The 25556-nt window shown below is 68.6% G+C and carries 23 protein-coding genes and 1 tRNA gene; 16 read left to right on the forward strand and 8 right to left on the reverse strand.

Translation table 11 applies throughout. The annotated features are described in order from the left end of the window. Nucleotides 1-75: 75 nt before the first annotated feature. Nucleotides 76-162: transfer RNA gene (locus tag A2X88_01625), tRNA-Leu, on the reverse strand. A 293-nt stretch (nt 163-455) separates the two neighbouring features. Here A2X88_01625 and A2X88_01630 point away from each other — a divergent pair. The 6 genes from A2X88_01630 to A2X88_01655 all read left to right on the forward strand — a co-directional run bounded on the left by A2X88_01630 (nt 456) and on the right by A2X88_01655 (nt 8491). After that, a complete protein-coding gene (locus A2X88_01630; GenBank protein OGP33810.1) occupies nt 456-2684 on the forward strand; it encodes a hypothetical protein in 2229 nt (742 codons plus the stop codon). A gap of 24 nt (nt 2685-2708) precedes the next feature. After that, on the forward strand, nt 2709-3836 hold the full coding sequence (locus A2X88_01635; protein ID OGP33811.1) for a hypothetical protein: 1128 nt from the start codon (nt 2709-2711) through the stop codon (nt 3834-3836). A gap of 119 nt (nt 3837-3955) precedes the next feature. Then, nucleotides 3956-6604: a valine--tRNA ligase gene (locus A2X88_01640; GenBank protein OGP33896.1), complete on the forward strand. Its 2649-nt coding sequence runs from the start codon at nt 3956-3958 to the stop codon at nt 6602-6604. Beyond that, nucleotides 6601-7425: a nicotinate-nucleotide diphosphorylase (carboxylating) gene (locus A2X88_01645; GenBank protein OGP33812.1), complete on the forward strand. Its 825-nt coding sequence runs from the start codon at nt 6601-6603 to the stop codon at nt 7423-7425. The genes A2X88_01640 and A2X88_01645 overlap by 4 nt, the downstream gene beginning before the upstream one ends. Beyond that, the gene (locus tag A2X88_01650; protein OGP33813.1) at nt 7422-8102 is read left to right on the forward strand and encodes a hypothetical protein; all 681 of its coding nucleotides are present in this window, start codon (nt 7422-7424) and stop codon (nt 8100-8102) included. Before A2X88_01645 ends, A2X88_01650 begins: the two co-directional genes overlap by 4 nt. Then, the gene (locus A2X88_01655; protein OGP33814.1) at nt 8099-8491 is read left to right on the forward strand and encodes a 6-carboxytetrahydropterin synthase QueD; all 393 of its coding nucleotides are present in this window, start codon (nt 8099-8101) and stop codon (nt 8489-8491) included. The genes A2X88_01650 and A2X88_01655 overlap by 4 nt, the downstream gene beginning before the upstream one ends. Before the next feature lie 3 nt (nt 8492-8494). On the opposite strand, the gene A2X88_01660 is transcribed toward A2X88_01655, so the two are convergent. The 6 genes from A2X88_01660 to A2X88_01685 are packed head-to-tail and all read right to left on the reverse strand — an operon-like array spanning nt 8495 to nt 14234. Continuing rightward, nucleotides 8495-8695: a disulfide oxidoreductase gene (locus A2X88_01660; protein OGP33815.1), complete on the reverse strand. Its 201-nt coding sequence runs from the start codon at nt 8693-8695 to the stop codon at nt 8495-8497. Between the two features lie 45 nt (nt 8696-8740). After that, the gene (locus A2X88_01665; GenBank protein OGP33816.1) at nt 8741-9580 is read right to left on the reverse strand and encodes a hypothetical protein; all 840 of its coding nucleotides are present in this window, start codon (nt 9578-9580) and stop codon (nt 8741-8743) included. Next, entirely contained in the window at nt 9577-10782 is a 1206-nt protein-coding gene (locus tag A2X88_01670; protein ID OGP33817.1) for a hypothetical protein, read from the reverse strand. Before A2X88_01670 ends, A2X88_01665 begins: the two co-directional genes overlap by 4 nt. Beyond that, entirely contained in the window at nt 10779-11495 is a 717-nt protein-coding gene (locus A2X88_01675; GenBank protein ID OGP33818.1) for a macrolide ABC transporter ATP-binding protein, read from the reverse strand. The genes A2X88_01670 and A2X88_01675 overlap by 4 nt, the downstream gene beginning before the upstream one ends. Beyond that, nucleotides 11473-12702, reverse strand: a complete 1230-nt coding sequence (locus tag A2X88_01680) for a hypothetical protein (protein ID OGP33819.1) — start codon at nt 12700-12702, stop codon at nt 11473-11475. Before A2X88_01680 ends, A2X88_01675 begins: the two co-directional genes overlap by 23 nt. After that, on the reverse strand, nt 12699-14234 hold the full coding sequence (locus tag A2X88_01685; protein ID OGP33820.1) for a hypothetical protein: 1536 nt from the start codon (nt 14232-14234) through the stop codon (nt 12699-12701). Before A2X88_01685 ends, A2X88_01680 begins: the two co-directional genes overlap by 4 nt. A gap of 151 nt (nt 14235-14385) precedes the next feature. Between A2X88_01685 and A2X88_01690 the strand changes: the two genes are divergently transcribed. From A2X88_01690 to A2X88_01705, 4 genes are read left to right on the forward strand one after another with little or no spacing between them, the layout of a single operon-like run. Then, entirely contained in the window at nt 14386-15474 is a 1089-nt protein-coding gene (locus tag A2X88_01690; protein ID OGP33821.1) for a fructose-bisphosphate aldolase, read from the forward strand. Between the two features lie 6 nt (nt 15475-15480). Further along, entirely contained in the window at nt 15481-16047 is a 567-nt protein-coding gene (locus tag A2X88_01695; protein OGP33822.1) for a 16S rRNA (guanine(966)-N(2))-methyltransferase RsmD, read from the forward strand. After that, nucleotides 16044-16532: a pantetheine-phosphate adenylyltransferase gene (locus A2X88_01700; GenBank protein ID OGP33823.1), complete on the forward strand. Its 489-nt coding sequence runs from the start codon at nt 16044-16046 to the stop codon at nt 16530-16532. The genes A2X88_01695 and A2X88_01700 overlap by 4 nt, the downstream gene beginning before the upstream one ends. A 39-nt stretch (nt 16533-16571) precedes the next feature. Continuing rightward, nucleotides 16572-17768, forward strand: a complete 1197-nt coding sequence (locus A2X88_01705; protein OGP33824.1) for an aspartate aminotransferase — start codon at nt 16572-16574, stop codon at nt 17766-17768. Between the two features lie 338 nt (nt 17769-18106). On the opposite strand, the gene A2X88_01710 is transcribed toward A2X88_01705, so the two are convergent. Beyond that, the gene (locus tag A2X88_01710) at nt 18107-18538 is read right to left on the reverse strand and encodes an NUDIX hydrolase (GenBank protein ID OGP33897.1); all 432 of its coding nucleotides are present in this window, start codon (nt 18536-18538) and stop codon (nt 18107-18109) included. A 92-nt stretch (nt 18539-18630) separates the two neighbouring features. Here A2X88_01710 and A2X88_01715 point away from each other — a divergent pair, with 92 nt between their 5' ends. From A2X88_01715 to A2X88_01740, 6 genes are read left to right on the forward strand one after another with little or no spacing between them, the layout of a single operon-like run. After that, a complete protein-coding gene (locus A2X88_01715; protein ID OGP33898.1) occupies nt 18631-19317 on the forward strand; it encodes a hypothetical protein in 687 nt (228 codons plus the stop codon). Between the two features lie 31 nt (nt 19318-19348). Further along, nucleotides 19349-21847: a nucleotidyltransferase gene (locus A2X88_01720; protein OGP33825.1), complete on the forward strand. Its 2499-nt coding sequence runs from the start codon at nt 19349-19351 to the stop codon at nt 21845-21847. A 26-nt stretch (nt 21848-21873) separates the two neighbouring features. Further along, nucleotides 21874-22488, forward strand: a complete 615-nt coding sequence (locus A2X88_01725; GenBank protein ID OGP33899.1) for an MBL fold metallo-hydrolase — start codon at nt 21874-21876, stop codon at nt 22486-22488. Between the two features lie 8 nt (nt 22489-22496). Then, nucleotides 22497-23687, forward strand: coding sequence for a phosphopantothenoylcysteine decarboxylase (locus A2X88_01730; protein ID OGP33900.1), 1191 nt, complete (start codon nt 22497-22499; stop codon nt 23685-23687). 50 nt (nt 23688-23737) lie between these two features. After that, entirely contained in the window at nt 23738-24334 is a 597-nt protein-coding gene (locus tag A2X88_01735; GenBank protein ID OGP33901.1) for a hypothetical protein, read from the forward strand. A gap of 2 nt (nt 24335-24336) precedes the next feature. Continuing rightward, on the forward strand, nt 24337-25530 hold the full coding sequence (locus tag A2X88_01740; GenBank protein ID OGP33826.1) for a hypothetical protein: 1194 nt from the start codon (nt 24337-24339) through the stop codon (nt 25528-25530). Nucleotides 25531-25556 lie beyond the last annotated feature (26 nt).

Below are 25556 nucleotides of genomic sequence, written 5' to 3' on the forward strand. Positions count from 1 at the left end.
CTCGCTATTCGCTCGGCGCCCGGGGACGGTTCGAGTCCCCGGGGTCGGCTATGGTTGTGAAATGAATCGTGGTGATGGTGCCGAAGGGGGGACTCGAACCCCCACGTGGTTGCCCACACTAGACCCTGAATCTAGCGCGTCTGCCAATTCCGCCACTTCGGCGCCCGGCTGCGGAACTACAAAGTATAGCAAAGGGCCCCGGCCAGGCAAGCGGGAAAACGCCTTCCCCGGGGCCATGGCGCGGGAAACTCATGGACGCAGAGGATTCGCGGGAACGGTCCGCTCCAGCTTCGTTGCGCTCCTTGCGCCGGGGGGGGACACTCTTGGTTTTCTCGCTGATCACACAAAGAGTGTCCCCCGCCATCCTCAGTCGCGCGCCTCGCCGGCGCGGCGCATCGAGGCTCTCGGTGCGACACCGTATTTATGAAGCGGAGTACTTAGGGACAGCCCTACCGATGAGGGACAGAAGATTCTGGGAACGGTGGCTCCGGGAGCATGCGGAGACGCTCGCGCCGAAACCCTCCTCGGTGCGGGAATGGTACCGGGCCGCCGGGGTCCGGAAGGGGGAGCGCCGCCACTTCCGGGCGGCCCTGCAGGGGGCCTCCCTGTGGACCTCCCCGCGAAAGCGAGGGAAAGGGCGCAGCCTGCGCGACGGGGAGGAAAAGCCGGGGGGGGGGCATGGAGGCGCGCGTTCCGACGACACGAGGAGCGAACCGCACGGTCCCCGAAGGGAGGGGAGGCTCCGGTTTACGCGGGAAGGTCGCCCCCTCGTCCTGACGGGCTCTCCGCAGGAGCCTGCGATCCGGATCCCGGGGAATTCCCTTTCCGGGGCGTGGCCCGGGGACCGGGTGGAGGTGAGGCTGGAAAGAAGGAGAGGGGGCGCCCCTCCGTACGGCCGGGTCGTCCGCATCGTCGAGCGGGGATTCCGGGAGTTCGTGGGACGCTTCACCGCGTCCGGCGATTCCGCGTTCGTCCGGTTCCGCGACCGTGAAGGGGAATTTCTCGTCCCCGCGACCGTTCCGAACGGTCTGCGGCCGCAGCAGGGGGAGCTGGTCCTCGCGGAGGTATCCGAGTATCCCCGACCCGGAAAGGAAGGAAGGGCAAGCCTTCTCCGGACCCTGGGGAAGGAGCATACCCTCGAGACGATCGTCCTGTCGGTGGTCTCCGCGAAAGGGGTCCCGTCCCGGTTCCCGGAAGGGGCCCTGGAGGAGGCGGCGCGCCTGCCCCGATCGGTGCGCCTCCCGCGATCCGGAGGGCGGGAGGCGCCGGGGGAAGTCCGGCGGGTGGACCAGAGGCATCTGCCCTTTGTGACGATCGACGGGGAGGATGCGCGCGACTTCGACGACGCCGTCTGCATGGTCCGGGAGCGGGGGAGAACCCGCCTTCTGGTGGCGATCGCGGACGTGTCGCACTATGTTCCCCCGGGGAGCGAGGTCGACCGGGAAGCCTACCGGCGGGGAACCAGCGTGTATTTCCCGGACCGGTGCATCCCCATGCTGCCGGCCCCGCTGTCCGAGGGGATCTGCAGCCTCAAGCCCGAAGTGAACCGCCTTGCCGTGACGGTGGAGATCCCGATCGGGGAGGGGGGAGAGCCTCTCGCGGCCTCCTTCTACCCGTCGGTGATCCGCAGCCGGTCCCGGCTCACCTACGCGCGCGTGCATGCCCATCTCGCCGGGGAGGCGTCCGGGCGGAGGGGAGGAATCGGGGGCCAGGTCGGGAGGATGCTCCGGGAGATGGAGATCCTCGCCGGCCGGCTCACACGAGCCCGCGCCGGGCGCGGATCCCTGGACCTCGAACTTCCCGAGACCAGGATCGACGTGGCCGATTCCCTGCCGGTGGGCGTGGTGCACGCGCCCCGCTGGGAGGCCCACCGGATCATCGAGGAGTTCATGCTGCTCGCGAACGCGGCCGTGGCGGAATTCCTGTCCGCGCGCGGGTTTTCCTTCCTGTTCCGGATCCACGAGCCGCCGGCGGAAGAGCGGGTCGCGGAATTCGAGGAGACCGCGGCCAGGCTGCTGCGGCGCTCCCGGGCGACCGGGAGCCGGGAGATTCCCAGGCGCCTCCAGGCCTGGGCCGACGCGGCGAAGGGGGGAAAGTACGAGAAGCAGGTTCACCTGTCGCTGCTGCGGAGCCTGATGCTCGCCCGGTACGGGCCCGAGGAGAAGGGGCACTTCGGGCTGGCCCTTGCACGCTATGCCCATTTCACCTCCCCGATCCGGCGGTACCCCGACCTCGTGGTGCACCGGGTCCTCAAGGCGGCGCTGGGAGATGCGGGGTATCCGGAGTACTCCGGCACGGTTGCCGCGAAGGGAACGGCGCTTGGCGAGCATCTGAGCGCCCGCGAGCGGGCCGCGATGGAGGCGGAGCGGGACGTCTCCGCCCGCGCGAAAGCGCTCTTTCTCTCGAAACGGACGGGGGAAACGTTCCCGGGATCGATCGGCTCCGTCACCCGGCACGGGTTTTTCGTGGAACTGGAGGAGATTCCGGTGGAGGGGTACGTTCCCGTGTCGACTCTCCGGGACGACCTCTACCGGTATTCTCCGGAGCGGGGGGAATGGTACGGGACGGTGCGCGGAACACGGCTTGCGCCCGCGGACCGGGTCCTGGTCCGCCTGTTCCGGGCGGATCCGGACCGGGGGCAGATCGATTTCCTTTTCGTTGAAAAACTCCCGGAATCCCTCTAGAATGAGGGACAATTTGGAGGGACCATGGCCAAGAAACTTCTTCTCGCGGAAGACAGCCTGACCATCCAGAAGGTGTTCGCCCTCACCTTCCAACAGTCCGACATCTCGCTGACCACGGTGGACAACGGGGAGGATGCCGTACGCCTCGCCGGGGAGATCTCCCCGGACCTCGTGGTCGCCGACGTCACCCTTCCCGACCGGGACGGGTTCGATGTGGCTACCACGCTGCGCGGCCAGGAGGCGACCCGTTCCTGCCCGATCCTGATCCTCGCCGGAAGCCTTCCCCCGTTCGACGAGGAGAAGTTCCGGAAATGCGGGGCCGACGGGGTGCTGTTCAAGCCGTTCGAGTCCCAGGAGCTGATCGACAAGGTGGAGGCGCTGCTGCGGAGCGGGGAGGTTCCCGCCGAAGGCCCGACGGAAGAGGCGGCTGCGGGCGCGGAGGAACTCTGGGACTTCAGCGACGTCCTGGAGGAGGTGAACGAGGAGACCGGGAAGGGAGCCGCCGCTGCTGCGCCTACGGAGAGCCTTCTCCCCGGAGCCGGCGGGATGGCCGGAAAGGGGGAGGAGCTGGGCTCTCTGGAGGAATTCGACGTTTCCCTGGAGGAGATCGCGAGGGAGGAGGAGCTGGAGTCCGTGCAGGCCGAGGAGGCCGCTCCCGCGGAAGCCGTGGAGGATATCGCCCCGGTGGTCTCCCACGCGGAGGATCTCGCCTACGACGATTCTCCCCCCGCGGTGACCGACCTGACCTCCGCGATCGAAGCTGCCGGAGGTTTGCAGATGGAGGAGACGCAGGAGTTTACGGCCGCGACGGAGGAGGCCGGGCCGGCCGAGGCGCCGGAAACCGCACCGGAGGTCCGGGCGGAGCCCTTCGTTCCGGCGATAACCGCTGTGCAGGCTGCCCCGGAGACGCTCCTTCCGGCGGAGGACCGGCTCCGGGAGGAATTTTCCGACAGGGCACGGGAGATCCTCGAGCGGGTCGCTGCGGAGACCGTGGAGAAGGTGATGTGGGAGATGATGGACCGCCTCTCCGCGGAGATCACGGAGAAGATCCGGGAGGCGGTCGAGGCTGTGGCGTGGGAAGTCATCCCGGCGACCGCGGAGTCGGTGATCCGCGAGGAGATCGAACGGATCCGCACGAAAACCGGGGAATAATCCACAGAGCACGAAGAGCGGCCGGAAGGCCTGTCCCTTTCGCGTGGAGCCGGGTGCTCTTGCGGAAAGGCGAGGGACGCTCCCGCCGGGCGCGGGAAGGATTCCGGGGAGCGGGACGGATGGGTTCGCAGGAGCAGGACAAATCGTACGATCCGGCGAAGGCCGAATCGAAGTGGTATGAGTACTGGATGGAACAGCGGCTGTTCCACGCCGACCCGTCCGGTCCCGGTGAGGCCTACTCGATCGTCATCCCCCCCCCGAACGTGACCGGTTCCCTCCACATGGGGCACGCGCTGAACGTGACGCTCCAGGATGTCCTGGTGCGGTACCACAGGATGTGCGGGAAAAACACGCTCTGGCTCCCCGGCACCGACCACGCGGGGATCGCGACGCAGAACGTGGTCGAGCGGCTGCTCGCGCGGGAGGGGGTGGACCGGCAGACGCTGGGGCGCGATCGGTTCGTCGAGCGGGTATGGCGCTGGAAGGAGGAGAGCGGCGGGGCGATCCTGAACCAGCTTCGTCGGCTGGGGGCCGCGTGCGACTGGGAACGGGAGCGGTTCACCATGGACGAGGGGCTGTCCCGCGCGGTCCGCGAGGCCTTCGTCCGGCTCTACCGGAAGGGGCTCGTCTACCGGGGGCGGTACATCATCAACTGGTGTCCCCGCTGCCGGACCGCGCTCTCCGACCTCGAGGTCGCCTACGAGGAGACGAAGGGCGCCCTCTACTACATCCGGTACCCGGAGCTTTCGGGCCGCCGCAGCGTGGTGGTGGTCACGACCCGCCCCGAGACGATGCTGGGGGACACCGCGGTGGCGGTGCACCCCAAGGATGAGCGGTACGCGGGCCGGACCGGCGCGACGCTCCGCCTCCCCCTGATGAACCGCCCGATTCCGCTGCTCGCCGACGAGATGGTCGACCCGGCCTTCGGGACGGGTGCGGTCAAGATCACTCCCGCCCACGACCCGAACGACTTCGAGGTGGCCCGCCGGCACGAGCTTCCCTCCGTGCAGGTGATCGACGACTCCGGCGTCATGACGAAGGAGGCGGGCCGCTTCTCCGGGATGGACCGGTTCCGGTGCCGGGAGGCGGTGGTCGAGGCCCTCCGGGCGGAGAACCTCCTGGAGAGGGAGGAGCCCCATCTCCACAACGTCGGGAACTGCTACCGGTGCAGGACCGTCGTGGAGCCGATGGAGAGCATCCAGTGGTTCGTGAAGACCGCCCCCCTCGCGGAACCGGCCATCCGGGCCGTCCGGTCGGGGGAGACCCGGATCGTCCCCGGGAACTGGGAGCGGACCTATTTCGACTGGATGGAGAACATCCGCGACTGGTGCGTCTCCCGGCAGATCTGGTGGGGGCACCGGATCCCCGCCTTCCACTGCGACGGGTGCGGGCACACGATGGTGGAGACGGACCGCCCGGACCGCTGCTCCTCCTGCGGATCGGGGGAGGTCCGGGAGGAGGAGGATGTCCTGGACACCTGGTTCTCCTCCTCGCTCTGGCCCTTCTCCACGATGGGGTGGCCCGACGCCACGGAAGACCTGGAGCGGTACTATCCCACCTCCGCGCTGGTGACCGGGTTCGACATCCTCTTCTTCTGGGTCGCCCGGATGATGATGATGGGGATCGAGTTCACGGGGAAGGCCCCCTTCCGCGACGTGGTCATCCACGCCCTCGTGCGGGACGCGAAGGGGGAGAAGATGAGCAAGACCCGGGGGAACGTGATCGATCCCCTCGAGCTGATGGAGCGGTACGGGACCGACGCCTTCCGGTTCACCCTGCTGGCGATGGCGGTCCAGGGGCGGGACATCCGGATGGCGGACGACCGCCTGGAAGGGTACCGGAACTTCATGAACAAGATCTGGCAGGCGGGCCGGTTCGTGCGGATGCATGTCGACGGGAACACGTCCCGGGCGCTTCCGGCCGACCTGCCCGACGTGGACCGGTGGATCCTGTCCCGGCTGACGCGGGCGGTCGACGGGATCCGGAAGGGGATCGAGGAATACCGGTACAACGACGCGGCTTCCGCCTTCTACCAGTTCACCTGGCACGAGTTCTGCGACTGGTACCTGGAGATGATCAAGCCCTCCCTCCTGCAGGAGTCGGATCCGGCGGCACGGGAGAGCCAGCGCGCCGTGCTGCTCCACGTCTTCGAGACGCTGCTGGCGCTGGGGCACCCCTTCATCCCCTACATCACGGAGGAGATCTGGCACCTGCTGCCGGGGGAGCGGAGGAGCCTCCTGGCGCGGTCCTATCCCGAAGCGGACCCGGCCGCGGCGGAGGTGGACGTCGAGGAGCGGATGGGGCGGCTGATGGAGATCGTCCGCGCGGTGCGAAACATCCGGAGCGAGCTGAACGTCCCCCCCGCGAAGAAGGTGGAGATCCGGCTGAAGGGGCGGGCGGAGGAGATGCGTTTCGTCAGGGCCCACGAGGAGATCCTGCTCCGCCTCGCGCGGGCGGGGCGGGTGGCCTACAAGGACCCCGAATACATCCCCGTCCAGGACGCGACCGCCGTGGTGAACGACATCGAGGTCTGCATCCCGCTGGCGGGGCTGATCGACTTCGGGCAGGAGGCGCAGCGTCTCCGGAAGGAGATCGACAAGGCCTCCGCGGAACTGTCGGTCGTCGGCGCCAAGCTGGCGAACGAGAAGTTCGTGGAGAACGCCCCCCCCGACATCGTCGAGGCGCACCACGAGAGGAGGACGGGGCTGGAGGAGAAGATCGCGAAGCTCTCGAAGAATCTCGAGCTGGTGAGCCGGTACCTCGCATGATCCACCGGCTGGAATTCGAGGAAACGGTCCGGGCGGCGCTCCGGGAGGATGCCCCGTTCGGGGATCCGTTCGGGTCGGCCTTCACGCGGGCCGGCCGGGGGGTCTTCCTCGCGGGAGCGGAGGGGCTGTTCTGCGGGGGGCCGGTCGCGGTCGAGGTCTTCCGGCAGGTCGACCCGGCGGCCACGGTCTCCTTCCCGGAGGAAGGGACCCGCATCTCCCCGGGGATGCGGGTGGGGGAGGCGGGCGGACCGCTCTCCTCGCTCCTGAGGGCGGAGAGGACCGCGCTGAACTTCCTGCAGCGTCTCTCAGGGATCGCCACCGCGACGGGCACGTTCGCCGCGCGTGTCGCCCCCTACGGTACCCGGATCCTGGACACCCGGAAGACCACCCCCCTGTGGCGGGCGCTCGAAAAGCACGCGGTGCGGACCGGAGGGGGGAGGAATCACCGCTTCACCCTCTCGGACGGGATCCTGGTCAAGGAGAACGGGATCCGCGCGGCGGGCGGGATCCCCGAAGCCGTCGCCGCCGCGAGGCAGGCGGCCCACCACCTGTCGCGCGTGCAGGTCGAGGTGGAGTCGCTGGAGGACGCGGAAGCGGCGGTCGCGGCCGGCGCGGACGCCCTCCTTCTCGACAACATGGCCCCCGCGCAGGTCCGCGAGGCGGTCGCCCGGTTCGGGTCGAAGGTCTTTCTCGAGGCCTCGGGCGGTATCCGCCTCGAGAACGTCGAGGAGTATGCGCGGACGGGGGTTCCGGCTCTCTCGGTCGGCGCGCTGACCCATTCCTCCCCCTCCCTGGACATCTCGTTCGAACTGGACCGATGAGCGCCCGGACCGTTTTCCCGCTCCTTCTCCTGCTCGCCTTTCTCTCCTCCACCGGCGGGAACGCGGCGTTCGCCGGGCAGGGGGAAGAGGCCTCCCCTGCCCGTGGATCGCGGGGATATCGGCTCTACGAGGAGACCGCCGCCTCGGTGAACGGCCGGGTTCTCTTCCGGACCGAACTGCTCCGGGAGGCCTGCCTTCTGCGCTGCGGGGCCTTCCCCGGGGACGAGCCGGCCGAGCTTCCCCTTCCGGAGGTCCGGGAGCGGAGGATCCGGGAGATCCTCGTCCTCCAGGAGGAGGAGAAGCTGGGGCTCGGACAGGTCGACAACGCCTCGGTCCTGGCGGCCGCCGCCGCCGCGAATGCGCGCCTTAAGGCCTGCCCTTCCCCCTGCGCGCGGGAGATCGACGCATCCGACCTTCGCGCGTTCGTGGAGCACCGGCTGGTCGTCCGGGAGTTTCTTCGGAAGCGGGTCGCCGTCTTCGTCGACGTGAACGAGGAGGAGGTCCGCCGGGAGATCGCGCGGCGGGTCTCCCGCGGGGAGATCCAGGGGGATCCGCCTACGGAGGAGCAGGTCCGGCTGGAGCTCTTCGAGGAGAAGGCCTCCCGGGAGATCCGAAACTGGTACGACCGGGTGGCATCGAAATCGAAGATCGTGCGTTCGCCTCTGGAGGAGAAATGAGCGGCGGAACCTATACCCTGTTGGTCCGCTCCTCGTTCGCGGCGGCCCACCGGCTCCGGGAATACGAGGGGAACTGCGAGCGGCTGCACGGGCACAACTGGCGGGTCGAGGCCTCGGTCGAGGCGGACCGGCTGGATTCCCGGGGGATCGCGCTCGACTTCCGGGTGATGAAGCGGGCCCTCAACGAGATCCTGGCCCGCCTGGACCACGGCTATCTGAACGACCTTCCCCCCTTCACGGAGGAGAACCCCTCCTCGGAGAATCTCGCACGGCACATCTACGAGGAGATGGAACGGAGGATCCCGGAGCCGGCGAGGGTCTGCCGGGTCGTCGTGTGGGAGTCGGAGGAGGCCCGGGCGGAGTATTCCCGCCCCCGTGGAACGGCCTAAGGACTAAGCTTCCGGCACCGATTCGTTCAGCCCCCGCAGGAGCGTCTCCAGGTCGATCCGGTGGACCTTCGCGCCATGCTCCAGGTTCTCGTACTCGGAGAGCTGGCAGCCGGCGCAATCGATTCCGAACCGCTGGAAGACGGGGATGGTCTGGGGGAAGTTCCGCAGGACATCCTCGATCTTCATGTCCTTGTGGATGCGCATGATCGCCCTCCCGGCGGATCTACCCGATTGTACCATGCCGTGCGTCTACGGAAGTTCGAGGAAATCCAGCGCGGGGACCGCCGGGATCCGCCCGATCCCGTGCGCCAGCCGGAAAAACCGTTCCAGCCCTTCCAGCTCCCCGTCGAGGTCGTAGGAGAGGTTCCGCCAGTACTCCCGCAGGAAGTCCGCGGGGATCCAGGACGGCCCGGGGGGGATGCCGTCGCCGCCGCCGCCGATCTCCGCGAGGGCGTCCCGCTTCGCGTCCAGAAGGGTGCGCGCGAAGGAGAGGACGGAATCCTCGCGCCCCCGCGTCGCCGTCCGGGAGACGATCCAGAGGGCGAAGACGAACGGGGTGCCGGTCTCCCTGTGCCACCATTCGCCGAGGTCGGTCACGTGCGGGGCGGTCCCCTCCAGCGTCGACCGGATCGCCTCGTCCCCGATCGCGAGGTAGGCGGGGTGCCGCAGCAGGGCCTCGGAGGGGGGGAGGGAGGTCCGGACCAGCGCGTTGCGTTTCCCCAGCGATTCCCGCAGCAGGATCTCCAGGAGGACGTTCGAGGTGTCGGATCTCCCCGTGACCGCCACCGGCTCGTCCGGGAGGGAGGAGAGCGGCATGTTCGAGAGGAGGACCACGCTCATCACCCTCTCCCTCGAGGCGACGGAGATGCCGGGGCAGAGCCGGTAGCTCCCGGGGGAGAGCGCATACTCGATCGAGGAGGAGGGGGAGATGTCCAGCCTCCCCTCCCGGAGCATCCGGTTCAGGTCGGCGGGATGCCCGGTCACGATGTGGACCTCCCCGGGACGGAGCCGGTCCTCCAGGATCCGGAAGATCGGGAAGAGGTTCGTGTACGGGATCTTTCCCACCCGCAGCGGAGCGACCCGGCTCATTCGTACCTCAGCGCCTCGATCGGATTCAGGGCGGCGGCCTTCCGCGCGGGATAGACGCCGAAGAAGATCCCCACGAACACCGAGAAGAAGAAGGCCAGGACGATCGCCCACGGGGGGATCTCCACCGGGATCTTCGGGACGAGGAGCCGGATTCCCCCCGCCCCCAGCACCCCCGCGAGCATCCCGAGGAAGCCCCCGGTGGCGGCGATCCCGGTCGACTCCAGGAGGAACTGGAGGAGGATGTCCCGGTGCCTCGCCCCCACGGCCTTGCGGATGCCGATCTCGTTCGTCCGCTCCTTCACGGTCACCAGCATGATGTTCATGATCCCGATCCCTCCCACCAGAAGCGAGATCGTGGCGATCCCGCCGAGCACGTAGGTCAGGGTGTCCAGGATCGTGTAGAGGGAGGAGAGCATCGCCGCCTGGTTCGTGATCGTGAAGTCCTCGTGGCGGTTGTGGTTCCTAAACAGGATCGAGCGGGCGAGCTCCCGCCCGCTCTCGATGTCGTTCTTGTTCCGGACCGAGAGGATGATCTCCAGGAGGGAGTCGGTGTCGAAGATCTCCTGGGCGGAGCGGACCGGGATGAAGACGATGTCGTCCAGGTCGATCCCGAGGCTCACCCCCTTGCGCTCCATGATCCCCACCACCCGGAAGCGGGCGCCGGAGACCTTCACGATCTCCCCGAGCGGGTTCGCGTTTCCGAACAGCTCCCGCTTCAGCGTCCTTCCCAGGACGCAGACCCTGCGCTTGGCCTCCACGTCGGACTCGGTTACGAAGCTGCCGATCTCCACGTGGAGGTTCCGCACCGCGGAGAAGGCGGGGTTCACCCCCAGGACCGGGACGTTCCGGGAGCGGGTTCCGGCCCGGACCTCGGCGGTCCCGAAGACCACCGGCGCCACCCCGGCGAAGAGATACCCCTTCTTCTCCAGCACCCGGGAGTCGTCCAGCGTCAGCTTGTGCCGCGTGGCCCCGATGATCGGCGGGCCTCCCTTGGTCTCGATCTTCCCCGGCGTGACGATCAGGATGTTGCTCCCCAGCCCCGCGAACTGCTGCTCGACGTAGTTCTTCGTCCCCTGGCCCAGCGACACGAGGAGGATCACTGCCGCGACGCCGATGGCGACCCCGAGCATCGTCAGCACCGACCGGAGCCGGTTCGCACGGAGCGCCTCCAGGGAGACGGCCGCCTGCTCGAACAGGTTCATCCCCGGATCTCCCGGAACTCGTCGGACGTCACGAGCCGCCCGTCCACGATGTAGACCGTCCGCTTCGCCCGGCGGGCGATCACCGGGTCGTGGGTCACCAGGACGATCGTCGTCCCCTCTTCATTGAGACGGACGAGGATGTCCAGCAGCTCTTCTCCCGATTTCGAGTCGAGGTTCCCGGTCGGCTCGTCGGCCAGGAGCAGGGAGGGGCGGTTCACCAGAGCCCGGGCGATGGCCACCTTCTGCTTCTGGCCGCCGGAGAGCTCGTTCGACCGGTGGTGGCGCCTCTCCCCGATCCCCACCGACTGCAGCGCCTCGAGCGCCCGCCGCGCCCGCTCTTCCCGCCCCACTCCCGCGTACAGGAGCGGAAGCTCGACGTTGCGCTGCGCCGTGTAGCGCGGGAGGAGGTGGAAGACCTGGAAGACGAACCCGATCTCCCGGTTCCGCAGGTCGGCCAGCTCGTCCGGAGAGAGGTTCGCGACCGGGGTCCCCCGGATCTCGTAGCTCCCGGAGGTGGGGACGTCCAGGCAGCCCAGGATGTTCATCAGCGTGGACTTCCCCGATCCCGACGGCCCCATGACCGCGAGAAAGTCGCCGGCCCGGATGGAGAGGTCCACCCGGTCCAGACCGACGACCTGCTGCGCGCCCGGGTTGTAGATCCGGGTCACCTCCCGCAGCCGGAGTACGGGGTCACTGGCGGGTTCGGATGCCAACCCGGCTCCCGGGGGAGAGGTTCTTGATCTCGAGGGAGGTCACGACGAGGTCCCCCGCCGACAGTCCGGACAGGATCTCGGTCCTGTCCCAGTTCGAGATCCCGGCGGTCACGTCGGCCCTCTCGGCCTTCCCGTCCCGGACGCGGTACACGAACTTCTGCCCCTCGCGCTCCATCACCGCCGACGAGGGGACCTGGAGCGCCTTCTCCTTGCTGCCGGTCAGCACCTCCACGTCCACCGACATCCCCAGCCGCAGGGGGCGCGGCGGGGAGAGGACCTTCACCCGGATCGTGTTCGCCCGGGAGACCTCCCGGGAGGCCTCGATCGTGGGCTTGACCTCGGAGACGACCCCCGGGAAGGTCTGCCCGAGGTAGGCGTCCGGGTAGAGGCGAACCTCCTGCCCCACCCGGACCCTGGCCGACTCCGACTCGTCGATGGGGGCCTCGACGTAGGGGGAGGAGGGGTCCGCCAGCACGAACAGGGGGCTCCCCGGCTGCTTCGTCTCGCCGGGCTCGGCGCTCCGGCGGATCACCACCCCCGAGGAGGGGGCCAGGATCCGCATCTTCCGCTCTCTCTCCTGGAGCCCCTCCAGGGAGGCGCGCACCGCCGCGACCCGGGCGAGCAGCGAGTCGACTTCCCGGTCGGCCGCCCGGACCGACAGCTCCCCGATCTCCGCGAGCCGGGCGTCCTCGACGGCGTTCGAGAGGGCGGCGTCCGTCCGGTCCATCTCCGCCCTGGAGAGGAAGCCGCCGTCGAACAGCGAGGCGGAGCGCCGATGGTCCTCCCGGGCTTTTTTCAGGTTGCTCTCCGACCGGGTCCTGTCGGAGGCGGCTTTCCTGCGGACCTCCTCCCGGCGCGCCTCCGCCTGGCGGTGAAGCTCCTCCGCCAGCCTCACCTCGGCCCCGGCGGCCTCGATCTGACGGACCAGCTCCGGATCTTCCATCTGGAGGAGGAGATTCCCCTTCCGGACGTCGTCTCCCTCGTCCACCGCCACCCTCGTCACCCGGCCCGGCGCCTCGGCGGAGATCGTGGCCTCCCACCGGGACTTCACGGTTCCCGCGGAGACCGAGGTGACGATCTCCTCGATCCTCGCCGGTTTCGCCTCGAACACGTCCACCTCCAGGATGGACCGGAAGCGGAGATAGACGACCGCCGCCGCCAGGACGAGCAGCAGGACGGCTCCCAGGATCCAGGCCTTCCGTTTCATCGGATCGCGATCCCCTCCTTCGTAAGGATCGTGCCGACGGAGCGCCACAGGCGGGTCTGGGCCGCGCGGGCGTCGGCCTCCGCGCGGACCCGCGCGAGCAGCGCCTCGGCAACCTCCTGCTGGGAGCGCAGGACGTCGGTCGAGGTCGCCGCACCCAGCTCCCGTTTCTTCTCCTCGGCATCGAGAGACGCCTCGGCCGCCGCGACCGCAGCCGCTGCGGCCCCGATGCGGGCGATGGCGGACTCGAGGTCCCTGCGGGCCTTGCGGACCTCCGCCCGGATTCCCGCACGGAGCGATTCCGAGGAGAGCCGCTGCCTCGCCAGCGCGGCTTTCGCCCGGACCCATTCCGCCCGCTCCTTCCGGAGCGTCCAGGGGATCTCGGCCGACAGTCCCAGGAACGCGGTGTAGTACCTGCCCGACAGCATCTCGTCGACGCTGTCTCCATAGTCCCCCTCGAACGTGGGGGCTATACCCGGGAACAGGGGGGAGGGGTTCGGGGTGCCGGACAGGCCGGTGAGCCCCGCGGAAGCATTCAGGGCGAGCGACGGGAGGATCCGGTTCCGGGCGGCGGCCTCCTCGAGCTCCGACTGCCGTGTCCGTCCGGCGAGTGCGGACAGCTCGGGACGCCTCCGCAGCGCCTCCTCGAAGGTGTCTTCCGGGCCGGGAGGTTCCACCCCGCCGGCGGGAAGGTCCGGAAGAAGAGGGCGGTCCCAGTCCCCGGCGGAAGGGATCCCCAGCAGGGTTTTCAGGTCGTCTTCCGCGTTCCGGGCCGTCGCCTCCGCCCGGATCAGCTCCTCCTTCCTGGCGGCTGCTGCGGCCTCCGGGGGAAGCCGCTCGACGGGGGCTCGCGTTCCCGCCTCGATCTCCGCCCGGGTCCGGGCGAGAAGACGCTCCGCGAGCGCCAGCGCGGTACTCCGGGCCTCGACCTCCCGGAGGGAGGCATGGAGTGCGAAGAACCCGGTCCGCACGGCCGCCACGACATCCATGACCCGGGTCCGGAAGTCGGAGTCGCCAGCTTCCGCCCCCGCCCGTGCGATCCAAAGCGGCGCCTCCGTCGTCTCCCTTCCCGCGTCCCGGAGGAGCGGGTGGCGGGCGGAGAGGGTGAGGGAACTGTCGTATTCGGGGGAGAGCAGGGAGACCGCCGAGCCGGACTCCTGGCGAAGGTTGCGGAAGTCGAGCGAAAGGGTGGTGCCGGTGCGCAGAAGCGTCGAGGCGCCCAGGTCGAACCGGTAGACGCGCTGGTCCAGGGAAAGGTCCCCGGTCAGCGCGGAGCCGCTGGGGGTCTCGGAGCGGGAGACGGAGAGCTCCCCGGTGAACCGGGGGAGGAAGGCGGCCTCCGCCGACGGGACGCCGGACCTCGCGATCTCCCGGTCCTCCCGGGAGACGGCGATCTCCAGGTTTTCCCGCAGCGCCGTTTCCAGGCAATCCCGGACGGTGAGACGGCGGGGGGATGGATCGCCGGCCGATCCCGACAATGCGTGGAGGCAGAGGGAGGCGGCGGCGAGGGCGGTTACGAGCCGGTAGCTGGTCATGACATCCTTTTCCCGGGCGACGCAGCCGATAGTGTACCATGCCTTTCCGACGGATTCGGGCGCGGGATCGCGGCCGGCACCGGGAGAGCGCCTTGACGAACGGGAGCGAAATTCCAATAATGAGGGGGCAGATTTTCCCGGAGGAGAACGAATGGACTGGAAACCGCTGAGAAAGTTCGTGCCCGGGAACGCCGCACGCAGGATTCCCGCGGGGAACCCGGCCTGCCCGCTGAACGGGCACGACGTGTTCCGGGCGCTCGCGCCCCGGAAGGTCATCGTGATGGCCTGCAACATTCGGATCCCGTCGGTGATCCCCGGGATCATGCGCGCCGCGGAGGAACTGGGCGCCGTCGTCGCCTTCGAACTGGCGAAGTCGGAAGGGGACCTGGCGGGGGGATATACCGGCATGACTCCGGAGATCTTCGCCTCCACCATTTTCGACTGCGCGAAGAGGACCGGCTTTTCCCTTCCCTTCCTCATCCACGGCGACCATATCACGGTGAAGAACACTTCCGAAAAGGAGGTCGAGGGTTCCAGGGCCCTCATCGCCGCGGAGATCGAGGCGGGGTACACCTGCTTCGCCATCGACGCCTCGTTCAACCCGATCCCCGACAACGCGAGGATCGTGGCCGACCTCTCCCGCCCGATCACGGAGCGGGGGCTGGGGCTGGAGGTGGAGGTCGGGGAGATCAAGGCGGCCGGGAGCGAAGGTGCCCTCTCCACGGTGGAGGAGGCGGTGGAACTGATGGAGCGGCTGGCGGATGGGAAGGTTCCGGCCGACCTTCTCGCGATCAACAACGGGTCCAAGCACGGGAACTACCTCGACGGGGAGCAGATCTCTCTCGACCTGGACCGGACCGGGCAGATCTACGAGGCGGTGTACGGGCGGTTCGGCGTCTCCATCGCCCAGCACGGGATCACCGGGACGCCGCTCCACCTGGTCGGGCGGTTCGCCGACTACGGGATCCGGAAGGGGAACGTCGGGACCCAGTGGCAGAACGTCGCCCACGCCGGGCTGCCCCCCGCCCTGATGGGGAAGATGCGCGACTGGGCGAAGGCGGCCGGCAAGGACATCAAGTTCGCCACGAAGCAGTTCAAGCCGGAGATCGACTCGATCCCGGCGGAATTCGCGCGGAAGATCGAGGAAGGGGCCCGCCGCGAGGCGCTGGAACTGCTGCGCGCCTTCCGCGCGGAGGGCACCGCGAAGGCGGTGGCGGATCACCTTTCCGTGCGCTCCTGATCCGGAGTGCGGATCGTCGCGGGAAAATGGCGGGGGAGGCCGCTCGCGGCGCCGAAGGGACGCGCGGTGCGCCCGACCTCGGACCGCGTCCGGGAGTCGGTCTTCGGGATCCTCGGATCCCGGGTGGAGGGAGCCGGAGTGCTCGACCTCTTCGCGGGAACCGGGGCGCTCGGGCTCGAGGCGCTGTCGCGCGGGGCCCGGTCGGCGATTCTGGTGGAGCAGGATCCGGCCGCCTTCTCCGTCCTGCGCCGGAACGTCGAGACGCTTCGCGCGGAGGGGGCGGAGCTTCTGAACATGGATTCCCTGCGGGCGCTCCGCCACCTGAAGTCCCGGGGCCGGAGATTCCGGCTGGTCTTTCTGGACCCCCCGTACGGAAGGGGACTTGCCTCCCGGGCGGCCGAAGAGATGGAATCCTGCGGGGTCGCGGAGCCGGGGGCGATGGTGGTGGTGGAGGAGTCCTCGAGAGAGGCCGTTCCCCAAATGCCGCCCGGGTGGGAAATCGCGGACGACCGGCGGTACGGCGACACCCGGGTGATCTTCTACGAAATTCCTGAGGCCAAGGAGACAACATGAGAACCATCGCGGTCTATCCGGGCTCGTTCGATCCGCCGACCTACGGACATCTCGACATCGTCGAGCGATCCTCCCGGGTCTTCGCCCGGGTGATCGTGACGGTCGCGAAGAACATCCGGAAGGACGTCATCTTCTCCCCCGCCGAGCGGGTGGCGATGCTGAAGAAGCTCACCCGCCCCTATCCGAACGTCGAGGTGACCTCCTTCCGGGGACTCCTGGTGGAGTACGTGCAGGGGGTGGGGGCCCACGTCGTGATCCGGGGGCTGCGGGCGATCTCGGATTTCGAATACGAGTTCCAGATGGCGCACATGAACAAGAAGCTGGCCCCCTCCATAGACACCGTCTTCATGATGACGGGAGAGCGGTATTCCTACATCAGCTCGAACATCGCCAAGGAGATCGCCCGGTTCGGAGGGAAGATCGACGACCTCGTTCCGCCGCTGGTCCGGTCCCAGGTGCTCCGGAAGATCGCGGCGCGGAAATAATCCCAACACCCCCCCGGCACGGGGAAGGAGATCGCGACGATGAAGCTTGCAGACAGGGTGGGAAAGATCCAGCCGTCCCCGACGCTGGCGATCACGAGCAAGGCGAAGGCGATGAAGGCGCAGGGAATCGACGTGGTCGGCTTCGGGGCGGGGGAGCCCGATTTCGACACCCCGGACCACATCAAGGCGGCGGCCAAGAAGGCGCTGGACGAGGGGTACACGAAGTACACCCCGGTCCCGGGGTCCCCGGAGCTCAAGGACGCGATCCTGGCGAAACTCTCCCGGGACAACGGCCTCTCGTACAAGCGGGAGAACATCATCGTTTCCGTGGGGGCCAAGCACTCGATCTACAACGTGGCCCAGGCGGCGTGGCAGAAGGGGGACGAAATCCTCATCCCGGCGCCCTACTGGGTCTCCTACCCGGACATCGCGCTGCTGGCGGACGCCACCCCGGTGATCCTGGAAACGGGTCAGAAGAACGGCTTCAAGGTGACGCCGAAGCAGCTCGACAAGGCGATCACCAAGCGCACGAAGTGCTTCGTCCTCAACAGCCCTTCCAACCCCACGGGGGCGGCCTACACGAAGGACGAGCTGAAAGGCCTGGCCGAGGTGATCGTCCAGCGGGACATCACCGTCCTCTCCGACGAGATCTACGAGAAGCTGGTCTACGACGGGTTCCAGTTCGCGAGCATCGCCTCCTTCGGGGAGGAGATCCGGAAGCGGACGATCCTGGTCAACGGCCTGTCGAAGGCCTACTCGATGACGGGATGGCGGATCGGGTACGTGGCCGCCGACAAGGACCTGGTCGCGGCGATGAACAACATCCAGAGCCAGAGCACCAGCAACCCGGTTTCCTTCTGCGACAAGGCGTCGGTCGAGGCGCTGAACGGCTCCCAGGAGTTCCTGAAGGGCTGGGTCGCCGAGTTCGACAAGCGGCGGCGTTACATCGTCGACCGGCTGAACAAGATCCCCGGCGTCTCCTGCCTGCTCCCGCTGGGGGCCTTCTACGTCTTCCCGAACTTCTCCGGGGCATACGGGAAGAAGACGCCGGCGGGGAAGAAGATCGGCGGATCCTCCGATCTGGCGGCCTACCTGCTCGACGACCACAAGGTCGCCTCGGTTCCAGGAGTGGCGTTCGGGGACGACGCCTGCCAGCGTCTCTCCTACGCGACCTCGATGAAGAACATCGAGAAGGGGATCGACCGGATCGAGCAGGCCGTCAAGGCGCTCGCCTGACCCGGCGCTGACGGAGACACCAGCCGATCGGGGACCCTGGCTCGCGGGAGGGGTCCCCTCGGCTACGCTCGCGATCTTCGACCGCTCGCTGCCGTTCCGCTCGCCGAAAAGGCAATGCTCGCTCCACAGGCCGCCTCGTCGACCCCCCCCGCATCGCTGCGGGTCCCCGGGTGCCGGCGGAGCTGCCGCAGGAGGGGGGATGAGCGGAGATAAAAGGATTGAGCCGGGGGCGGAGGGCGGGCGAAGCGAAGCCCCCCTCCGAGGCAGCGGAGCCGGTCCCGGGCGCCACTTGGCCGAGGCGGCGGGGGCATTGAGGGACCCTCACCGGTGGTGCCGCATCACAGCGGCCGCTTCCCGGTCCGGCGGAACCGGAAGTAGTCCGCGAGGATCGCGGCGTGGTCGAAGGCGATCGGCGAGGGAAGGTCGGACTCCCCGAACAGCCGCGCCTCGGCCGCGTCGTCTCCCGCGGCGGGTGTCCCGCGGGCCCGGCCGATGTAGACGGCGGAGATCGTGTGGCGGCGAGGGTCCCTCGACGGGTCGGAGTAGACCCCGAGCAGCGCGGTGAGGGTCACGGAAAGGCCGGTCTCCTCGAGCGCCTCGCGCACCGCGGCATCCCGGGCCCGCTCTCCCTCGTCGATGAATCCCCCGGGGATGGCCCAGCCCGCGGGAGGATGCTTCCTAAGGACCAGGACGATCCGGTCCCCGACCTCGATGATGACGTCCGCGGTGGGGGAGGGTCCCCGGAAGGCCCCGGGGCCGGACCCGGACAGCCGTACGGAGGCGGTCGCACTGGGGGAAGCCGGTTTCTTCGCCATGTCGCCCTTTCCCTCCGCACGGATGTGCTATACACTTCAATATTATGATGAATTTCACGACCCCCGCCACCATCTTCGTCTCTTCCTTCATCATCGGCCTCTCCGGGGCCCTCATGCCGGGGCCGCTCCTCGCCGTGACGATCCGCGACACGTCCCGCCGGGGGTTCGCGGCGGCGCCGCTGCTCGTCCTCGGGCACGGCATTCTCGAGGCCTGCCTGCTCTCCCTCATCCTCCTGGGGCTCGCGGAATGGGTCCGGGGGGACCTCGCGGTCACGGTGATCTCGCTGGCCGGGGGGGGGATGCTCTTCTGGATGGCGATCGGAATGGTCCGGGAGATCCGCACCCTCCGCTTCGACGTGGGAGGGGACGAATCCTCCGCCCCGTCCCGGGAGTCGGCCGGGGAAGGGAAGGGGGGGCTGGCCCGCTCCGTCCTGAACGGGATCGTGGCCTCGATCTCGAACCCCTACTGGACGATCTGGTGGGCCACGATCGGCCTGGGATACCTCGTCCTCTCGCGGGAGCTGGGGACCCTGGGGATCCTCCTTTTCTTCGCCGGCCACATCCTGGCGGACTTCGCCTGGTACCTCTTCGTCGGGTTCGCCGTGTCGGCGGGGCGGAGCCGCTTTTCCGACCGGGCCTACCGCGGGGTCGTGGGGACCTGCGCGGTCTTTCTCTTCTTCTTCTCCCTGTCGTTCGCCGGGTTCGGGTTGAGCAAGCTGGCCGGGATGGTCTGATGTCCCGGATTTCCGACGAGAGGTACACCGGATGAAGGCTGTCGTGATGGCGGGGGGGTTCGGGACGAGGCTGCGCCCTCTCACGGAGAAGCTTCCGAAGCCGATGGCGTACGTGGCGAACCGCCCGATGATGGAGCATGTGGTCCGCCTCCTGGCGCGCGAGGGGATCACCGACCTGGAGGTCCTGCTCTACTTCTACCCGGACAAGATCACCTCCTATTTCGGGGACGGCTCCCGGTGGGGGGTCTCCATCCACTACATCGGCGCCGAGGCCGACTACGGCACCGCGGGGGCGGTCAAGAACGCGGAGTCCCGGATGGACGGGACCTTCCTCGTCATCAGCGCCGACATCATCACCGACTTCGATCTCTCCCGGGCGATCGAGTTCCACCGGGAGCGCGGCGCCGCCGCCACGATCGTCCTCACCCGCGTCCCCAACCCGCTCCAGTACGGGATCGTCATCACCGCGGAGGACGGGCGGATCGTCCGGTTCCTCGAGAAGCCCTCCTGGGGGGAGGTCTTCTCCGACACCATCAACACCGGGATCTACATCCTCGAGCCGGAGGTGCTCTCCCTCATCCCCCCGGGGAAGAGCTTCGACTTCAGCAAGAACCTCTTCCCGGCGATGCTGGAGCGGGGGGACCGGCTGCTCGGCTACATCGCGGAAGGATACTGGAAGGACGTCGGAAACCTCGACGAGTACCTGAACGTCCACCTCGACATCCTGGGGGGGAAGGGCGGGATCGAGTTCGACGGGAAGAAGGCGGGCGACGGGAACGTCTGGATCGGGGAGAATTCCCGCGTCGACTACACCTCCGAGCTCCATAACGTCGTGCTCGGGAAGGACTGCGTGGTGGAGGCGGGGGTCTCCGCGGAGAACGTGGTCCTGGGGGACGGCTGCGTCGTGGAGGAGGGAGCGGTCCTCCAGTCCACGGTCGTCTGGCCCCGCACGAGGATCCACAAGGGGGCGCGGCTCCTGGAGAACGTCATCGGATCGGACTGCGAGATCCGGGGGAGGGCCTTCATCGCCGAGCGGGCGGTGATCAGCGACCACTGCACGATCGGGACCGAGGCGGTGGTGAAGGCGAACGTCAAGGTCTGGCCCCACAAGACGGTGGAGGACGGCGCGGTGCTCTCCTCCTCCCTCATCTGGGGGGAGAAGTGGGCGCGCTCCCTCTTCGGGGCCTACGGGGTCTACGGGCTGGCGAACCACGAGATCTCCCCGGAGTTCGCCGCGAAGATCGGCGCGGCCTACGCCGCCACCTTCGGCCGGAAGGTCGTCCTCTCCACGAGCCGGGACAGCCACAAGACCTCGCGGATGATCAACCGGGCGATCATGACCGGGATGCTCTCGGTGGGGGTCGACGTCCACGACTACGGCGTGACCCCGCTGCCGGTCGTGCGCTACCTCTCCCGGAGCCACCGTGAGGAGAAGGGGGGGGTGCACACGCGGAAGAGCCCCTTCAACCCCTCCTTCGTGGACCTGAAGTTCTTCGACGAGAACGGGCTGAACCTCCCGATGAACGTCGAGAAAAACGCCGAGCTGCTCTTCTTCCGGGAGGACTTCGTCCGGGCGGACAGCGAGGAGACGGGGGAGATCTCCTTCCCCGTGGGCGGATTCGACACCTACGTCGACGGCTTCATCAAGGCGATCGACGGGAAGGCGGTCAAGGAGCGGGGATTCAACATCGTGATCGACTATTCCTACGGCTCCTCCACCCTGATCTTCCCCCGGATCCTGGGACGCCTCGGAGTCGAGACGGTCGCCCTGAACGCGAACCTGGACGCGGCCCGCATCACGAAGACCGAGGAGGAGTTCGACCGCGGGCTGCGCCACCTCACGGCGATCGCCCGCTCCCTCTCGGCCGATTTCGCCGTGATGCTCGACACCGGCGGCGAGAAGATCTTCCTCGCCGACGAGAAGGGGGAGATCCTCCCGGACTGGGTGGCGCTCCAGGTGGTCGCGCTGCTCGCCTGCCGCAGGAAGCGGGAGGGAAAGGTCGGGGTCCCGGTCACCGCCTCCCGGAACATCGAGAAGATCGCCGCGAGGTTCGGGATGGAGGTCGTCCGGACGCGGACCCTGCCGCGCTCCCTGATGGAGACCGCCGCGCGGGAGGGGATCTCCTTCGTGGGCGACGACAACGGCGGCTACATGTTCCCGAGGTTCCAGCCCGCCTTCGACGGGATGTTCTCGATCGTCCGGCTCATGGAGATGCTCGCGCGGGAATCCCGCTCCCTCTCCGACACCCTGCGGGAGATCCCGCCGACCGTGCTCCTGAAGAAGAAGATCCCCTGCGCCTGGGAGCACAAGGGGACCCTGATGCGGATGCTGACCGAGCATGCCAAGGGGAAGCAGGCCCAGGTCATAGACGGGGTCAAGATCTTCCGCGGCGAGGACTGGGCGCTGGTCTACCCCAGCCAGGACGAGGCCTATTTCCACCTCGTCGTGGAGACGGAGGACCGGAACGTCGCGGAGGAGATCGCCGCCGACTACACCGATCTCTTTTCCTCGTGGGCGCAGAAGCTGTGAAGAAGCTGCCGTTCCGCGTCCATATCATGGAGGTCGGCCCGCTCGCGGTGAATGCCTTCATCGTGGAGGATCCGGCCGCCCGGAAGGCGGTCGTGGTCGACCCCGGGGGGGACGGGGAGTCGCTCCTCCGGGAGATCGGGAATCTCGGCCTAGCGGTGGAGAAGATCCTGCTGACCCACGGGCACTTCGACCATGTCGGCGCGGTCGGGCTCCTCCGGGAGAAGACGGGCGCCCCCGTGTACGTGCACGCCGACGACCTGGAGAGGATGCTCGGGGCCCGCCGGCAGGGGATGCTGTTCGGGCTCTCGGTGCAGAACCCCCCGAAGCCGGATCACCTGGTGGCCGACGGGGACACCGTCTCCTTCGGAGGGGTCGATTTCCGCGTGGCGCATACTCCCGGGCACACCCCGGGCTGCGTCTGCTACATCGCCGGCGGGATGGCGTTCGTCGGAGACCTGATCTTCGCCGGGTCGATCGGGAGGACCGACCTTCCGGGAGGATCGTACGAAACGCTGATCGATTCGGTTCGGACCAGGATTTTCACCCTTTCCGACGACACGGTGCTGTTCCCGGGCCACGGGCCGGCGACCACCGTCGGGGAGGAGAAGCGGACAAATCCGTTCTTCACGGGAGGAACCTGACCGTGGGCATCTTGTCGGGGAAGGAAATTGTCCTGGGGGTGACGGGGGGGATCGCCGCCTACAAGGCCTGCGAGATCCTCCGGGAACTGACGGCGGAGGGGGCGAACGTCCGGACGATCCTGACGGCGTCGGGGGCGAAGTTCATCACCCCGCTGACGCTGCAGACCCTGTCGAAGAACCCGGTCGTCACCGACCTGTTCGACCTCTGGTCCGAGGCGGAGATCGGGCACATCTCCCTCGCCCAGCGTGCGGATCTGCTCCTGATCGCGCCCGCCACCGCGAACATCCTCGGAAAGATCCGCGGGGGGATCGCGGACGACATGCTCTCCACCGTGGTCACGGCGACCGACGCTCCGGTGCTGCTTGCCCCGGCGATGAACGACCGGATGTACGCCTCGGCGGCGGTCCAGGAGAACCTCGGAGTCCTGCGCGCCCGCGGGTTCCACTTCGTGGAGCCGGACGTGGGGGATCTCGCCTGCGGGACGCACGGGCCGGGGAGGCTGGCGGCGGTCGGGAAGATCGTGGAGATGTCCCGGATCGTCCTGACGGAGAAGATTCTCTCGGGGAAAAAGGTCGTCGTGAGCGCGGGACCGACCGTGGAGCCGCTGGACCCCGTCCGGGTCCTCTCGAACCGGTCGTCGGGAAAAATGGGGTACGCGATGGCCCGCGTCGCCCGGAGGTTCGGCGCGGAGGTCACGCTGGTGGCCGGGCCCGGCGCGCTGCCGGACCCCCCGTTCATCGACACGGTCCGCGTCCGGTCGGGGGAGGAGATGAAGCGCGCGGTCGAGAAGGCCGCGCGGGAGGCCGACGCGGTGGTGATGTGCGCGGCGGTGGCCGATTTCCGTGCCGCGAAGGTCTCCCGCTCCAAGATCAAGAAGGAGGGCTTCTCCTGGCGGCTCGATCTCGCCCCGACGGCGGACATCCTGGAATCGCTGGGGAACGACAAGGGGAAGAAGGTCCTGATCGGGTTCGCCGCCGAGACCGAAGACATCGTCCGCCACGCGGGAGAGAAGATGCGGCGCAAGAACCTGGACGCGATCGTCGCGAACGACGTCTCCCGCACCGATATCGGATTCGAGTCGGACGACAACGAGGTGAGGATCCTCTTCGCCGACGGCGAGGTGCGGGAGCTGCCTCTCTCCTCGAAGGAGGGGATCGCCGTGGGCGTCTGGATCGCCGTCAAGGGAAAGCTGCTGTAGCCGTGGTGAAGCGGATCCCCCGGAAGATGGTGGCGGCCTGGCTCCGCGAGATCGGGATCGACTTCGTCCCCGTGCCTCCCGCCTCGGTGGCCCCCGGGGAGAGCCTCGAGGAGATCCGCGACGAGCTGCTGGCATGCCGGGGATGCGCGCTCTGCTCCGGGAGGAGGACCGTCGTCTTCGGGACGGGGAGCCCGAAGGCCCGCCTGATGTTCGTGGGCGAGGGCCCCGGGGAGGAGGAGGACCGCCAGGGGGAGCCGTTCGTCGGCGCCGCGGGGAAGCGGCTGAACCGGTGGATCGCCCGGATCGGGCTTTCGCGGGAGGAGGTCTACATCGCGAACATCGTCAAGTGCAGGCCCCCCGGAAACCGGGCCCCGCTGCCGGAGGAGGCCGCCTCCTGCCTTCCCTACCTCCGGCGCCAGATCCGGGCCGTCCGGCCGGACGTTCTCTGCACGCTGGGGGGCGTGGCGTTGAATCACCTGTTCGGGATCGACGAACGGATCACCCGCGTACGGGGACGGTGGCGGGATCTGGACGGGACCCCGGTGCTTCCCACCTACCATCCCGCCTACATCCTCCGCAACGCCTCGAAGGAGGAAGAGGTGTTCGAGGATTTCGGCCGGATCGCGGAGAAGCTCGGATTCCGCTGAAGATGCCCCCTTCCCTTCCGGAAATCCGGCTCGGCCGCAAGGGCGAGGAGCGGGTGCGAAGCGGACACCTCTGGGTGTTCGGGGACGACCTTCGGGAAGTCCCCGCGGGGATCCCCCCCGGCGAGTGGGTCCTGGCGCGCTCCCGCTCCGGCGATCTCCTCGGGACGGGCACGCTGAACCTCTCCAGCAGAATCTCCCTCCGGATCGTCTCCCGCGGCGCCGTCTCCCCGACGGAGTCGTTCGTCTCGGAAAGGATCGGGGAGGCCCTCCGCCGCCGGAACGAGGCCGGAATGGGCGGGCTGTCCGCCCTGCGGCTCCTCTACTCGGAGGGCGATTTTCTCCCCGGGGTGATCGCGGACCGCTACGGGGGCGTCCTCGTCGTGCAGATCCTCACCGCGGGGATGGAGCGGGTCCGGGAACAGATCGTGTCCGCCCTCGTTGCGGCCTGTTCCCCCCGCCTGATCTTCGAGCGGTCGGAGGGCGGGGGAAGGAGGCAGGAGGGGCTTTCGGAGCGGCGGGGTCCCCTGTACGGGGAGGGGGACACGGCCGAGGAGGTCGAGATCGACGGCTGCCGGTTCCGGGTGGACGTCGAGACGGGCCCCAAGACCGGCTTCTTCCTGGACCAGCGGGAAAACCGGAGGATCGTCCGGGAGATGGCGGGGGGAAGGACGGTGCTCGACGGGTTCTGCTCGACCGGGGCCTTCGGGATCCTGGCGCTTGCGGGGGGCGCCCGGAATGTCCTCGCGGTGGACGCCTCCGAGCCGGCGGTCCGGGCGGCCGGGGAGAACGCCGCGCGGAACGGGTTCGGCGGACGGTGGGAAGGCAGGGCGGGGGACCTCTTCCGGGAGATGCGCGCGATGCTCGAGGCGGGACGCCGGTTCGGGCTCGTGGTGCTCGACCCGCCGTCGTTCGCCAAGTCGCGGGAGGGGAGGGAGGGGGCGCTGCGGGGATACCGGGACATCAACCGGCTCGGCTTCCTGCTGGCGGAGCCGGGGGGGATCGTCGCCACCTCGTCTTGCACGCAACTCATCGATATGGCCAAATGGATGGAGGCCCTCCGGGACGCGGCGGCGGACGCGGCTGTCGACGCCCAGCTCCTGCGCCGGGGAGGGCAGCCGGCGGACCACCCGGTGCTGCTGGGGATGCCGGAGACCGAGTACCTGAAGTTCGCCGTGTTCCGGAAGAGGGAGCCGTGAAGACCCGTTCCTGCGCATTCCTCCTG

The sequence above is a fragment of the Deltaproteobacteria bacterium GWC2_65_14 genome, from assembly GCA_001797615.1.
In the GTDB taxonomy this organism is placed as follows: Bacteria; Desulfobacterota; Deferrimicrobia; order Deferrimicrobiales; family Deferrimicrobiaceae; genus GWC2-65-14.